This is a genomic window from Lysinibacillus sp. FN11 (genome assembly GCF_024628845.1).
Lineage (GTDB): Bacteria > Bacillota > Bacilli > Bacillales_A > Planococcaceae > Lysinibacillus > Lysinibacillus capsici.
On sequence record NZ_CP102383.1, the window covers coordinates 124571 to 139980 of the forward strand.

The following is a 15410-nucleotide window of genomic DNA, read 5'->3' on the forward strand; positions in this document are numbered from 1 at the left end:
TATTGAAAAGAAAAATTTGTATTGTAACTGGAACTAGAGCAGAGTATGGTTTACTGTCAAACCTTGCAAGGGAAATTAAAGAAGATAATAATTTTGAATTACAAATGGTCGTAACAGGCATGCATTTATCTCCAGAGTTTGGGAACACATATAAACAAATTGAAAATGATGGTTTTTTAATTGATGAAAAAGTAGAAATACTGTTATCTGCTGACTCGGCCACTGGCATCGTTAAATCGATAGGACTGGCTTCAATTGGTTTTGCAGATGCATTTAACCGTTTACAACCTGATTTAATAATTATTTTAGGCGATCGTTTTGAAATGCTAGCAGTTGCTCAAACGGCACTTATTATGCAAATTCCTATTGCACATATTCATGGTGGTGAATGTACTTTTGGTGCGTACGATGATGCTATTCGTCATTCTATTACAAAAATGTCTACTTGGCATTTTACAAGTACAGAATCACATCGTAAACGAGTTATTCAATTAGGTGAATCTCCAGATCGTGTTATAAATGTCGGTGCAATTGGTATAGAAAACATTATAAATTTAAATCTCCTGACGAAACATGAACTATATCAATATCTAGAGCTCAATGAGCATCGTCCTATGTTTTTAATTACTTATCATCCTGAAACGAATGGACAAACAGATGGGATTTATGAATTATTAACAGTATTAGAAAAATATCCTGATATTAATTTGTTATTTACTAAATCAAATGCGGATAATGGTGGACGCAGAATTAATGATGCTATCCAACAATTTGTATTAAAACACAGTAATGCTAAACTATATGATTCGCTTGGTCAATTAAATTATTTAAGTGCAGTGAAGTATGCTGAAGTGGTGATCGGAAATTCCTCCAGTGGTCTAATTGAAGTGCCTTATTTAGAGACACCTACAGTTAATTGTGGAACCCGTCAAGCTGGCAGAGAGCAACCAAATTCGGTGTTTAATACCGAGATATATGCTGATGAGATTTATTCCACTATTGAAAAAGCAAGGAAATTCAGAGGTGAATATGAACATATTTTTGGTGATGGGAAAGTATCAAAGAAAATATTGAAAATATTACGTAATTTACCATCATTTTCTGTGCAAAAGGAGTTTTATGATTTATGAAAAAGAACACATATATCATTGCTGAGGCAGGCGTCAACCATAATGGCTCATTAGAAATGGCAAAGGAGCTAGTTAAGGTTGCTAAAGAAGCAGGAGCAGATGCAGTAAAATTTCAAACTTTTAAAGCTGAGAACCTAGTAACAAAGCAAGCACAGCAAGCAGCTTACCAAATTGAAAATTTAGGAGAGGCTTCGTCTCAATTTGCGATGTTAAAAAAGCTGGAATTAACCTACAATGAATTTGTTGAATTACAGTCGTTTTGTCAAAAAGAGCAAATTGAATTTCTGTCGACACCTTTTGATTTTGAGAGTGTCGATTTTTTGCTTGATGAATTAGCAATTACAAAGGCTAAAATTCCTTCGGGAGAATTAACAAATGCACCTTTCATTCATTATATTGCGACTAAAAGGAAGCAAATTATTTTATCAACTGGTATGGCTACTATTGAGGAAATTAATGAAGCATTGGCGTTTATTGCTTATGGTTTAGCTCAACCTAATGAACCAGTGATATTGAAACATGTGGGTGCTTTTTATGAGACGAAAGAAGCCAAAGAAGCATTAAAAAAATATGTAACATTATTACATTGTACGACACAATATCCAGCACCAATAGATTCTATAAATTTAAGAGCAATGAATGAAATGGTGAAAATTTTTAATCTACCTATTGGTTTATCTGACCATTCAGAAGGTATTAATATTCCCATAGTTGCTGTTAGTATGGGAGCTAAGATAATAGAAAAGCACTTTACGTTGGATAAAACATTAGAAGGTCCAGATCATATTGCATCCTTAAATCCAGTAGAGTTAAAGGCAATGGTAAAAGGAATTAGGGATGTAGAGTTAGCATTAGGTGATGGTATTAAAAAACCCACTACTATTGAGTTACAAAATCGTATGCCTGCTCGCAAAAGTCTAGTTGCTAAAACGCCTATAAAAGCAGGCGAATTATTTACTACAGATAATTTAACTGTAAAAAGGCCTGGACTTGGCATTGCGCCTTCGAAGTACTGGTCATATATTGGAGAAACAGCTTTAAAATCATATGATGAGGATGCGTTAATAGATGAATAAACCTATTATTATCATTGGGAATGGTGGACATGCTTCTGTATTAACTGAAATTTTGCTTGCACAAAAGCAAACGATTATCGGTTTCACTGCACCTACTCATGAGGATAATATATTTCATTTATCTTACTTAGGAACAGATGAAGCGATAGAGAGCTATAAATCGAATGACATTGAACTAGTACTTGGAATAGGAACAATTAAGCCGTCACCATTACGAGAAAAAATATTTTATACTTATGTCAATAAAAATTATCATTTTAGATCTGTTATTCATCCATCTGCTATTATTGCTCCCTCTGTAAAATTGGGGACAGGAGTACAAATAATGGCAGGTTCTATTATTCAAACAAATACGAGTATTGCCGATAATAGTATTATAAATACAGGTGCGCTAATTGATCATGATTGTCATATTGGTACCCACATACATATTGCACCAGGCACTAAAGTATCAGGAGGCGTCCATATACAGCAAGGGACACATATTGGTACGGGGACAACAATTATTCAGGGAATCCACATAGGATCTAATTGTTTAATTGGCGCTGGATCAGTAGTTGTTCATAACATTCCTTCTGGTAGTAAAGCAATGGGTGTACCTGCAAAGGAAGTGTAGCTTTATGAAACAATGGAAAAAAGCAATAGTTACTAACAAGGATACATTATTAAATACAATGAAAATTATTGATGATTCATCTTTACAATTTGCGGTGGTCGTTGATGAAAAACAGCGCTTACTAGGAACAGTAACGGATGGGGATATTCGCCGTGGTATTTTACGAGGAGAAGGGCTTGATGTGCCGATTACATCTATTATGAATCCAACCCCAATAAGCGCGAGAAGTGGATTAAAGTATCATAAATATAAGCAATTAATGAAATCTAAAATGCTAAAGCAGCTACCGATTGTCGATGAATTTAATAGAATAATAGATATTATATTTGCGGATAATTTAGCCACTTCATTAAATAAAAATACAGTCGTTTTAATGCTAGGGGGATTAGGTACTAGATTGCGCCCCTTAACTAATAATATACCCAAGCCAATGTTGAAAATAGGGAATAAACCGATTTTAGAAACCATCCTTGAAGGTTTTAAACAATATGGCTATTCGCATTTTATTTTCTCCGTAAATTACAAAAAGGAAGTAATCCAGGATTATTTTCAAAATGGAGAAGCTTTTGATGTGACGATTGAGTATATTGAAGAAAACAAAAGAATGGGAACAGCTGGTGCACTTTCATTATTAGAAAATAGACCGACGAGACCCTTTTTTGTGATGAATGGCGATTTATTAACACAGGTAAATTTTGATCAGCTAATGCAATTTCATATAGAACATCAATCTATTGCAACTATGTGCGTGCGTGAATATGAATACCAAATTCCATTTGGAGTAATTGAAACGGATGGACCAAATTTGATTTCTATACATGAAAAGCCTGTACATAAAAAATTTGTAAATGCAGGAATATATATATTAAATCCAGAGGTATTTGAATATATTCCGAAGGATGAATTTTTTGATATGCCCGATTTATTTCAAAGAATTATATCTAACAAACAACAAACAACAGTGTTTCCTATAAGAGAGTATTGGTTAGATATTGGTCATGTTGATGATTTTGAAAAAGCCCAAAAAGATTATTCGCCTATTAAAAGATAATAGTATATAAAAAATATTTTTACGAAGTATTTTAAGTAACTCACGCACCATTTAGAGTAAATTATTGGTTTGATAAATATAATTAAAAGCAAGAGAGGGAAAGTTAAGATGAATTATTGTAAAAAATGTGTGATGCCAGATACTAGACCTGGGATTTATTTTGATGAAGTGGGAATATGTCAGGCTTGTCGTGCAGAAGAGCAAAAAGATCTAACAAATTGGAATGAGCGAAGAAAAAATTTAGATGATATTTGCAATAAATATCGTAGAAATAATGAAGGCGAATATGATTGTATTATTGCGGTGAGTGGCGGAAAGGACAGTCATTTTCAAGTACACTATTTCAAAGAGATAATGAATATGAATCCATTATTAGTTTCAGTTGAAGACAATTTTGAGATGACTAGTGCGGGTAAACATAACTTACAAAATATTTCAGAAAGATTTGGATGCCACCTAATAACTCTTAAGCCTAATCGTAAAGCACAGAAGGCAATAATGAAAAAAACTTTCGAAAAATATGGTAAACCTACATGGTATATTGATCGTTTGATTTATACTTACCCTCTTCATATTGCAAATAAATTTAATATACCTCTAATTATTTATGGCGAAAATATTAGCTATGAATATGGTGGTAAAGAGAGAATAGAAACATATTCTGCTAAAAATCAATTAAATAATGGTGTAGCTTCAGATATTCCGTATGATGAATTACTAGATGATAATATTTCAATTAATGATTTAATTTTTTGTAAACCGCCTAATCAAGAGGTCATTGATAAATTAAATCCAATTTACCTAAGTTATTTTGTTAGATGGAATAGTTATGCAAATTATATTTTTGCAAAGAAAAATGGATTCAAAGATTTATCGCATGAATGGACTAGGGAGCATACATTTGAAAATTTTGATCAAATAGAAACACCTGCCTACTTAATTCATCCATGGTTGAAATATCCTAAATTTGGACATGCAAGTGCTACGGATTATGCATCAAAATTTATTCGATATGGACTGATTTCTAGAGATGAAGGTATAGATTTAGTAAAAAAATATGATCATAGAATTGATCAAAGATCGGTAAAAGAATTTTGTGATTTTTTAGGATACACTCTAACAGATTTTTATTCTATTATAGATTCATTTTATAATAATGAAATATTTGAGAAAAATAAATTTGGAGAATGGGTTTTGAAAAATCCAATTTGGGAGAATTAAAATGGTGTCTATTTTAGCAATAATACCAGCTCGTGGAGGTTCAAAAGGGGTGGTACGAAAAAACATAAGGATGTTTGCTGGAAAACCACTAATTGCATGGACAATTAAAGAGGCAAAAAAATCAAAATATATAACTAGAACAATCTTATCTTCAGAAGATCCAGAAATAATTGATATTGCAAAGCAACATGGATGTGATGTTCCTTTTGTTCGTCCGCTAGAATTAGCACAGGATGATACTCCAGGAATTGCTCCAGTTTTACACGCGATTGAACAATGTCCAGGATATGATTATGTTGTTTTATTGCAACCCACATCCCCCCTAAGAAAAATTGAAGATATTGATGGGTGTATCGAATATATATTAGAGCAACAAGCCAATTATTGTGTTTCTGTATCGGAATCAGAAAAGTCTCCGTATTGGATGTATACAGTCAATCATGGGAATATGAAGCCACTTTTTGAGCAGAGCCACGTAATAGAGAGACGTCAGGATTTACCAGATGTCTATGCTTTAAACGGGGCGATATATGTGGCAAAGGTGGATGCATTACTAAAAGAACGGTCATTTTTAACTAGCGAAACCAAAGCATATATTATGTCAAAAGAGCGGTCATTAGATATCGATACGGAGATGGATTTTTTTTTATGCGAGCAAATATTCAACAAATATTACTTTTAACTGAGAGTTAGAAGTCAAGCCTATGGGAAAATTGCCTCTTATTAAGGGGTATCACTAGTAACAGCTTTTAATTTATTGAAAAGCTTACTATGAAAAAGATTTAGCTAGTCTTGCGGGAAAATTTGTGATGGGTCGTCCAAAACTTTCAACACCTGAACAGAAACAACATGTGTATCAAACGGTTTTCGAATGCAGACCTATGGATGTGGGTTTTCCTATAGAAATGAACTGGATAGCACCACTCGTTTGAAAATGGATTGAACAGAAGTATCAAGTTAAATACACCGACCTCGGTACACGTGACCTACTGTATCTCTTATACGAAACCAACATACACATTGGAAAAAGCGGATGTAGCGAAACAAGAGCTTTTTAAAGAAGTATATGAAACGGTTATTAAAAGCTCCTTAACAGACATATAGACAGCATTTTGATTGAAGAAGAGTCAGTGATTAAAGATTCCCAAAAGATTTCTAACAAGTGGTTTGCTAAAGGTAAGCAAAAAAGATTTATACATATGGTCGTCATCAAGGCATGAAACTGATTGTGTACTAGATTACGAAACAGGTGAAGTATTCGGTGACTAAGAAACCCAATATACAATTGTTGAATTTTAAGTTTTTATTCTATCCTAAAGCGAACAAATATGTTAAGCGGTTCAGATATTTAATCGTAAAATCAACAAAATACAGGAATCTACAGTAGAATATCTTTGTTTAAAACTCTAAGTATTAATCATTGAATATATAGATGAAAATTTAATCAAATATGGATTCGTAGTTACTGTCTGAAAGTGCTACGTTTACACACTTGTTTCATAATTTTAGGAGTTTTTATACTTTTAGTGAAAAGTTTGCGCTGTGTAGCGGATGTGGCAGTTAGCCATGATTATAAAAATCATTCTTCTAATTTACCCTAACAAACGAAAGAGTATACAAAAGACTTTATGCTCTCAGTCTATATACCACCAATAAGTGGGTTTCTATAACTTTAAATTGACAGCAAGTACACATTATTAGTTTTAAAATGTGTTTAACAGCTCACGAAGGTTTTTGAGTATAATCCTTACTACTAAAGAATGGGAGATATATATGAAAAAAATACTAATCAATCTTTTTTCGAAAAGTTTAACAGTTGAAGATTTTGAATCCTTCTCTAATGAAGTACCAGATAAATTTGAAATCTATAACTATCAATTCTCTGTCAATGAAATGTTTCCAGATATTGTTGAAGCGATAATAAATACTTTACAAAAAGAGGTAGGAGTTGATCTATTAAATACATCAATTGTATTACAAACAAATGTAGCAGACCTTGGTCACTTCTGTGCTAAATTTTATGCGGAATTATTAGATGCGGTTATTATTATTACGAAAAATGTCGAGCTATTAACTGATACTCTGAAGGATTATAATTTTATGCTAAAGGTTCTTCGAACGAATATGGAGAAATTGAGATTAAACAAAATTTACATTCATGACAATAACAAAATAGACTTAGATTACTTAAAATTTTTATATTTAAATCGACTATTTAACGAGATTGAACCTGTTAAGTATATAAAAATAGAGAAAGTTGAAAAGTTGAGATTTGATTCTATATTTGAAATTGATGGAGGGTCAATAGAAACAAACTTTTCTTTAAATAATAAAAATTATTTTCAAAATGATGATTTGCATATAGAAGACGACCCCGTTACTTACCTTTTCGAATCGTTCGGAATGTATCAATTATTAAAATTTTTCATGAGCATAGAAACATTTTCATTAGAGGATAAAAATTATTATTTACGAAGTATTTTAACCCATGCAGTTAAAGTTAATAAAAAGGATGAATTATTAAATTACATTATTGAATATATTGATACTGAGACTCTGCCACTACAAACATTTGCAGATTATAATTATTTTTGTATGTTACTTGAAGACAAATCAGCATTGAAGAGACAATATACATTTTTAAAAAAGAATTATAATGTATTGAATCCGATTCAAGTTCATGCGCTAATCACAAATAGTTTATTTTATCAATCTATGCTAAATCAAAATACATATAGTGAATTATCTAAGGATCGCATGTGTTTAATGGGAAAGATAAACCATTTTTTTAGAAAAAAAGTTTATCTTCCAAAAGTACAAAAAAGAATTAGTAATAGAGTTGCTATTGTTTCAGGGCAGCTTTTAGGAATCAGTCATGCCCCTACAAAATGGGCTATAGATTATGCAAACATGTTGAAAAAGTATAATCCAGAATTAGAAATTAAAATTTTTGTGGAGGATTGGGCGAATTATTCACCAGGGGAATTAACTTGGATGAATATTTTTACATCAGCTAATTCAGCTATGTGTCATGAACAGCATAAAGAATTTCTACATTCAGAGATAGAAGTGTATTACTCTGATAGTAAATTAGAAAGAAAAAAACGAATTCAGCAGGATATGAATGCGATTGCTAGTTTCCGACCATCTATTATTTATAAAATGAGTTCAATTTATAACATAAGTGTGGATTTATTATATCCTTACTTCCCCATAATTAGTCATACAATGGGTGGAGCAGAAGATTGTGAGTTTGTAGATATATTTACAGGTGGATACCATGAATATGATATGAAACGAATGTATGATGAACAAAATATTATACAACAAGAATATTATCATCATAGAATAGGTGTAGAAACACCTAAAAGTACTACGATAAAAAGCCGTGCTATGTATAAATTATCGGATTCAGATTTTGTAATAGTTACTGTTGGAAATAGATTGGAATCAGAAATCACAGTAGAATTTGTAGATAGAATAATTGAAACTTTAGATAGTGATAAGGATATTAAGTGGTTAATTGTTGGTGTAAAGAATATATCAATTATAAAAAATAATTATGGAAGATATATAGTCGAGAAGAGAATAATTTTTATACCGTATGAGAAACAATTATTTGATTTTTATAAAATATGTGATGTTTATGTCAATCCAGTCCGCCAAGCAGGAGGAACCAGTGCTGCATGGGCAATGAAAGCTAGATTGCCTATTATTACAAACAACCCTGTTTCAGATGTTGGTGAATTTGCTGGAAAGGATAATTGTATATGTTTGAATGAATATCCTCAGGAGATTTTAAAATTAAAAAATGATATTAAATACTACGAAGAAAGGTCATATTCAATGTTTAGGCGTATAGAGGACTATTTTTCATTTAAAAATACAAATGAAGATTTAAAAAAGATTTTTGAACTAGCTAAACAAAGATTTGAAAAGAGGAGTAAAGAGAAGTGAGAGGGATTTTACTAGCAGGAGGAACGGGTTCAAGACTATTTCCATTAACAAAATCAATTTCTAAACATCTACTACCGATATATGACAAACCGATGATTTATTACCCCTTATCTGTATTGATGTTAAGTGGCATTAAGGAAATCTGCATTATTACAACTCCAAATGATAAACCACTTTATAAAAAATTACTAGGTAATGGAGAACAACTAGGGATTCAGATTGAGTATTATATTCAAGAAGTACCTAATGGCATTGCAGAGGCATTTATACTAGCTGAGGATTTTATAGGTGATAATTCAGTTTGCTTAATATTAGGAGATAATATTTTCTATGGACAAGGGTTTACACCGGTATTAAAAAGTGCAACTGACATTCAAAAAGGAGCGATGGTATTTGGATACGCTGTGAAGGACCCAGAGCGCTTTGGGGTAGTGGAATTTGATAATCATATGAATGCTATTTCAATAGAAGAGAAGCCACTTCAACCAAAATCAAATTATGCTGTTACTGGATTATATTTCTACGACTCTTCGGTGATTGAAATAGCGAAACAGCTACACCCATCTGCACGTGGAGAACTTGAAATTACGGATATCAATAAAGTGTACCTAGAGCGAAAAGAATTAAAAGTGGGAATATTGGGCCGAGGTTTTACATGGCTAGACACAGGTACGTTTAGTAGCTTATTAGAGGCTGGACAATTTGTTGAAACAATTGAAAAGAGGCAGGGCTACAAGATTGCTTGCCTAGAAGAAATAGCTTATAACAATGGATGGATTACAAAAGACCAGTTAACAGAAATAGTAAAAGCATACAATAAAAATAGTTATGGTCAATATCTAATTGAATTAGTAGGAGAAAGTTATGATTAAGTTTAACGTGCCACCAGTAACTGGGAAAGAAGTTGAGTATATACAAGATGTCGTGAATAGTAGACATCTTGCTGGAGATGGTAAATATACTAGGCTTTGTCATGAGTGGTTAGAGAAGAATACAGGAGCAAAAAAAGCTTTATTAACGACGAGTTGCACACATGCTCTTGAGATGGCAGCTCTACTATTAGATGTTCGGCCAGGCGATGAAGTTATTATGCCATCCTATACATTTGTTTCAACTGCAAATGCATTTGTGCTAAGGGGTGCGAAAATTGTCTTTGTTGATATTCGACCGGATACAATGAATATTGATGAGACTAAAATCGAAGCTGCAATTACTGAGCATACAAAAGTAATTGTACCTGTACATTATGCTGGTGTTGGATGCGAAATGGATACTATTATGGATATTGCCAATCGTTATAAACTATTTGTTGTTGAAGATGCTGCACAAGGGTTAATGTCTACATATAAAGGTAAAATGCTTGGGACAATTGGTCATTTAGGAACATATAGTTTTCATGAAACAAAAAATTTTGTTTCTGGAGAAGGTGGAGCATTGCTCATTAATGATGAGCGATTTATGAAACGAGCTGAAATAATTCGAGAAAAAGGTACAAATCGCTCACAATTTTTCCGAGGAGAAGTCGATAAATATACCTGGCAAGATATAGGATCATCATACTTACCGAATGAATTAACTGCTGCATATTTATATGCTCAATTAGATGATATGAGTACATTATTACATCGTAGGCTGGAAAAATGGAATGTTTATTATGAAACACTTAAACCTTTAGTAACAGAAATGGGAATAACTTTACCTGTTATACCAGAGGGGATAACACATAATGGTCACATTTTTTATATTAAGGTTAAAGATAAAAAAGAAAAAATTGGCCTCATAAATTATTTAAAAGAAAACAAAGTAAGTTCATCATTTCATTATGTTCCATTACACACAGCACCTGCTGGTATGAAATATGGACGTTTCTCTTCTGATGATGAATGGACAACCGATGAAAGCAATAGACTTTTAAGATTGCCATTACATTTAGAACTATCTAATCAAGATATTATTGAAATTGTAAACATAATTAAGGGTTTTTTAATGTACAAATATGTGGTTTGACTTCACCATCTTTTGATCGTATTTACTCTTAGCCTTGCACTTATCAGTCGGTATTTAAAAAAAAGGAAAATTTAAATAAATGTCACCCGATTTTAAAAATAAAATTGTAACTATTTAAAGATGGAAATATAGAGAGGGTTAATTTATGAAAAAAAATTATTTAGATGACTATTCAGAGGCGTATAGTGACAGTTTTGCTTATTCTTTGGATAATGAATTGATGTTAAACTGGTACCCTAAAAGGGTTTTAAATCATGTTACAGGAGAGTCTATTTTAGAACTAGGATTAGGTCATGGATATACCTCTGTGATTTTCTCAAAAAGCTTTAAAAAACACGTTGTTGTGGATGGATCGCTAGAAATAATTTCTGACTTTTTACAAAAACATAAAGAAGCAGAAAGTATGAATATTGTTCACTCCTATTTTGAAGAGTTTGAAACTGATGAAAAGTTTGATGTGATAGTTATGGGATTTATTTTAGAGCATGTAGAAAATCCGGATTTAATACTAGAAAAATATAAAAAAATGTTAAAACCAAACGGTACAGTATATATAGCAGTACCTAACAGTGACGCTCTAAATAAACGGTTTGGTTATGAAGCTGGGTTAATTAATAATATGTCCGAACTAACCGAAGCAGATTTACAGTTAGGTCATAAGCGAATATATAATCTTGAAAAATTGAAGGATGTATGTATTCGAAATGGATATTGCATTAAGCATGTTGAGGGAATTTTTCTTAAACCGATTACAACTCAACAGATTAAAGATCTAGAGCTTTCGAAAGAAATTTTAAATTCAATGCTTAAAGTAGGTATTAACTATCCAGAATTATGTGCAGCAATTTTAGTGGGGATATGTTTGGAAAATAAATGAATAAATAGGTGGGAATATGAATATTCTTGTAATTGGAAATAATTCCATGATAGGTAAGCGACTTATTAATCAATTAAGAAATCAAGGGATTTATAATGTATTCACTGCAGGTAGAAATGGAAACGATTTAGACATATATATTGATTTTGAGAAAATGGATACGAAAATATTGAATAAGGATATAAAAGTGGATGTAATTGTTCATTGCGCAGCAAGCTTTTATGGGGATGATACGGAGGGATGTACTAAAAACGTAATTATTAATTCCTTAGGGGCTATTCAAATTGCAAATTTATCCACTAAGCTTAACTGTAAAAAAATTATTTACTTATCTAGTATATTCACCTATAAACATATTGAAAATGAATATTATGGATCTTATGGTATATCAAAAAAGCATGGATCAGATTATTTAGAGTTAATATGTAAAAACGAGGGAATTGATTTTGTTGAACTAATATGTGCACAAATTTATGATGAGTTCGGGGAAGCAAAGAAACATCAACCACTTTTCTATTATATTATAGATAAAGCTAGTAGAGGCGAAGATATTATTATATATGGAGACTTAGATGTAACCAGAAATTTTTTACACGTCAGAGACTTGGTGGATATTATTATTAGATTAATAGATAGTGAAATAGTAGGTAGCTTCCCGTGTTGTGACCTGCAAAACTATAGTTTAAGTCAAATAGCATCTATTGCTTATGAGGTGTTTGAGAAGAAAGGGGAAATTTGTTTCGATTCGATGAAAGAAAATATAAAAAAAGTGTATATCCCTACGGATCGTATTAAAATATTTAACTTAGTAAATTACATTCCTCAAATTGATTTGTATCATGGTATAAGGTTAATTAAAAAGAATCTCTATAATAAATAAAAAGTTGCCATGTCATAAAAATAGCAGGTGAGAATAGTATGTATAATATTCTAGTTACAGGTGTTGGTGCAATTATCGGATACGGGATTATACAATCATTAAGATCTTCAAATTTTAAAGTAAATATAATAGGAACTGATATTTACAATGATGCTGTAGGAAAAGAATGGTGCGATGCATTTGTACCGGGAGTAATGGCCAGTCATGAAGAGTATCCGAATTTTTTAATTAAAACTATTAAAGAATATAATATTAACTTAGTTATTCCGGGTATAGAACAGGATATTAATAGAATAGTAAAGGAATTTGACAAATTTAAACACTTAGATGTGGAATTCGCTTTAAATAATATAGAGTTAATACAGATTGCTAATGATAAGTGGAATACTCATCTTCAATTAGTTGAGAATAAAATACCTGTAATAAAAACATACATTGATGGAGATTTCTATGAAATAGAAAATCAGTTAAAGACTCCGATGTTATTAAAGCCAAGAAGATCATATGCTTCAAAAGGTATTCATCAAATAGAAAATCGTATAGATTATGACTATTGGAAGTTGAAAATGAAAGATAACTTTATGGTTCAACAAATTGTTGGAAATACTAATTCAGAGTATACGGTAGGAGTATTTGGATTAGGAGATGGACAAAGTGCACAAAAGTTATCGTTACAAAGAGTATTAGGATCAGATGGTGCAACCTCAAAGGCAAAAGTTGTTGACATTGTAGAGTTGAATCAAATTGTAGATCAATTAGTTTCAATATTTAAACCAATCGGTCCAACTAATTTCCAATTTCGTAAACATCAGGGGGAATTCTTGCTATTAGAAATTAATCCGAGAATTTCTTCATCTACTTCAATTCGAAATTCTTTTGGTTTTAATGAGGCAGAAATGTGTATTGAGTATTATTTAAGAGGGGAAGTGCCTTTATTACGTGAAATCAAAAAAGGCTCTGCAGTAAGGTACGTTAAGGATTTGATAATTTATGATAGCAATAATATCTGATGTACATGGAAATTATCCAGCATTAAAAAGAGTTTTGGAGAATATTGATGAAGTAGGTTGTGAACAAATTATATGCTTAGGTGATGTAGCTGGATATTATTGTATGATTAATGAGTGCATTGAAGAATTACGTGGTAGGAACGTAATAAATTTGCTAGGAAATCATGACCAGTACTTAATTCAAGGAACTGGTTGTCCACGCTCTAATTCTGCTAATCGTTGTATAGAATTTCAATCTGCTATTCTTAAAGAAGAAAATAGGGAATGGTTGGAAAATTCTAGGGAATATTTAACGATGGGGGACATAAATTTTATTCATGGTGGATGGAAAGATCCTATAGATGAATACTTGTATAGCATTTCCTTAAGTTATTTTTCAGAAATAGCAGGGAAATTTTTCTTCTCAGGTCATACACATGTACAAACGTTAGTTGATTTTAATGAAAAAGTTTATTGTAATCCTGGTTCAGTTGGACAACCAAGAGATGGAGATGCCAGAGCATCCTATGCGATTTTGGATGGAGAAAATATTCTTTTGAAAAGAGTAAAATACGATATTGATAGTATTGCTAAAAAGATGAAGAATAATGGATTTGAATCTTTTTTTTATGAGAATCTTTATCAAGGTACTAGGATTGGTGGGAAAAAATCAAGTGTGAAGATAATTAATGAATGATTTAGTATCTGATATAAGTATTCAAATCCATAGAATCCTAGTCTTGTTTAGCGTTAACGGCTAAAGTACATAGGTGGAGGGATAAATAAAAGGATGTATTGTTGTATAGTGTATTTTATGGAATTATGGAGTGGTGATGTTTAATGAAGAAATTAGCTATTTTGCAGTCAAATTATATTCCATGGAAAGGCTATTTTGATTTAATAAATAGTGTTGATGAATTTATAATACTGGATTCCGTTCAATATACAAAACGTGATTGGCGAAATAGAAATTATATTAAAACTCCAAATGGATTGAAATGGATAACTATCCCTGTAAAACAAAAAGGTTGTTTTTTCGATAATATTGATTCAATAGAGGTTGTTTCTGATTCTTGGATAAATAGTCATTTATCTTTAGTAAAGCAAAACTATATTAAAAGTCCATTTTATGATGAGGTCATAGCATTTCTTGAAGAAGTCTATTTAGAGTGCAGAAGTTTAATAAAACTTTCGGATATAAATTTATTATTCATAAAAAAATTTAGTAGTATTCTAAATATCAGTACGACTATTAGAGATTCTTCGGAATTTGATGTATCTAGCGACCGCAATTTAAGGTTGTTAGATATTTGTAAGGCTACTGAAACTACACATTATGTTTCAGGTCCGGCTGCCAGAGCATATCTGGATGAAAATTTGTTTAATGCAAATGGAGTTAATGTAGAGTGGATGAGCTACGAGGGATATCCGATATATAATCAACAATTTGGAGAGTTTGTACACGGAGTTAGTATAATTGATTTATTTTTTAACGTAGGATTCGAGCGTTCAAAAGAATATATTACAAAGAGATAGAATATTTCTGATTATACATAAGGTAATTTGTTTCTCTAAATATCATTAATTAGGGTGGTGCCTCTGCGTT

Annotated in this window: 14 protein-coding genes; all 14 read left to right on the forward strand. The window is 31.6% G+C overall.

Going from position 1 to position 15410, the window contains the following annotated elements; genetic code table 11:
- Nucleotides 1–2: 2 nt before the first annotated feature.
- A complete protein-coding gene (gene neuC / locus NP781_RS00540; RefSeq protein WP_257521173.1) occupies nt 3–1130 on the forward strand; it encodes a UDP-N-acetylglucosamine 2-epimerase in 1128 nt (375 codons plus the stop codon).
- Complete coding sequence (gene neuB / locus NP781_RS00545; protein ID WP_257521174.1) at nt 1127–2206, forward strand: N-acetylneuraminate synthase; 1080 nt, start codon at nt 1127–1129, stop codon at nt 2204–2206. The genes neuC and neuB overlap by 4 nt, the downstream gene beginning before the upstream one ends.
- On the forward strand, nt 2199–2822 hold the full coding sequence (locus NP781_RS00550; protein WP_257521175.1) for an acetyltransferase: 624 nt from the start codon (nt 2199–2201) through the stop codon (nt 2820–2822). Before neuB ends, NP781_RS00550 begins: the two co-directional genes overlap by 8 nt.
- 4 nt (nt 2823–2826) lie before the next feature.
- The gene (locus NP781_RS00555) at nt 2827–3873 is read left to right on the forward strand and encodes a nucleotidyltransferase family protein (RefSeq protein WP_257521176.1); all 1047 of its coding nucleotides are present in this window, start codon (nt 2827–2829) and stop codon (nt 3871–3873) included.
- A gap of 108 nt (nt 3874–3981) precedes the next feature.
- Nucleotides 3982–5094: an N-acetyl sugar amidotransferase gene (locus NP781_RS00560; protein ID WP_257521177.1), complete on the forward strand. Its 1113-nt coding sequence runs from the start codon at nt 3982–3984 to the stop codon at nt 5092–5094.
- 1 nt (nt 5095) lies between these two features.
- A complete protein-coding gene (locus NP781_RS00565) occupies nt 5096–5776 on the forward strand; it encodes an acylneuraminate cytidylyltransferase family protein (RefSeq protein WP_257521178.1) in 681 nt (226 codons plus the stop codon).
- 1091 nt (nt 5777–6867) lie between these two features.
- Nucleotides 6868–9051, forward strand: a complete 2184-nt coding sequence (locus NP781_RS00570; protein WP_257521179.1) for a glycosyltransferase — start codon at nt 6868–6870, stop codon at nt 9049–9051.
- Nucleotides 9048–9923, forward strand: coding sequence for a glucose-1-phosphate thymidylyltransferase RfbA (gene rfbA, locus NP781_RS00575; RefSeq protein WP_257521180.1), 876 nt, complete (start codon nt 9048–9050; stop codon nt 9921–9923). The genes NP781_RS00570 and rfbA overlap by 4 nt, the downstream gene beginning before the upstream one ends.
- The gene (gene rffA / locus NP781_RS00580) at nt 9916–11058 is read left to right on the forward strand and encodes a dTDP-4-amino-4,6-dideoxygalactose transaminase (protein WP_257521181.1); all 1143 of its coding nucleotides are present in this window, start codon (nt 9916–9918) and stop codon (nt 11056–11058) included. The genes rfbA and rffA overlap by 8 nt, the downstream gene beginning before the upstream one ends.
- Nucleotides 11059–11203: 145 nt before the next feature.
- Nucleotides 11204–11935 carry a class I SAM-dependent methyltransferase gene (locus NP781_RS00585; RefSeq protein WP_257521182.1) on the forward strand — a complete coding sequence of 244 codons (732 nt, stop codon included), beginning with the start codon at nt 11204–11206 and terminating at the stop codon, nt 11933–11935.
- A 16-nt stretch (nt 11936–11951) separates the two neighbouring features.
- Complete coding sequence (locus tag NP781_RS00590) at nt 11952–12815, forward strand: NAD-dependent epimerase/dehydratase family protein (protein ID WP_257521183.1); 864 nt, start codon at nt 11952–11954, stop codon at nt 12813–12815.
- Nucleotides 12816–12853: 38 nt separating this feature from the next.
- Nucleotides 12854–13825: an ATP-grasp domain-containing protein gene (locus tag NP781_RS00595; RefSeq protein ID WP_257521184.1), complete on the forward strand. Its 972-nt coding sequence runs from the start codon at nt 12854–12856 to the stop codon at nt 13823–13825.
- Nucleotides 13806–14501, forward strand: a complete 696-nt coding sequence (locus tag NP781_RS00600) for a metallophosphoesterase family protein (RefSeq protein ID WP_257521185.1) — start codon at nt 13806–13808, stop codon at nt 14499–14501. Before NP781_RS00595 ends, NP781_RS00600 begins: the two co-directional genes overlap by 20 nt.
- Nucleotides 14502–14644: 143 nt before the next feature.
- The gene (locus tag NP781_RS00605; RefSeq protein WP_257521186.1) at nt 14645–15340 is read left to right on the forward strand and encodes a WbqC family protein; all 696 of its coding nucleotides are present in this window, start codon (nt 14645–14647) and stop codon (nt 15338–15340) included.
- Nucleotides 15341–15410 lie beyond the last annotated feature (70 nt).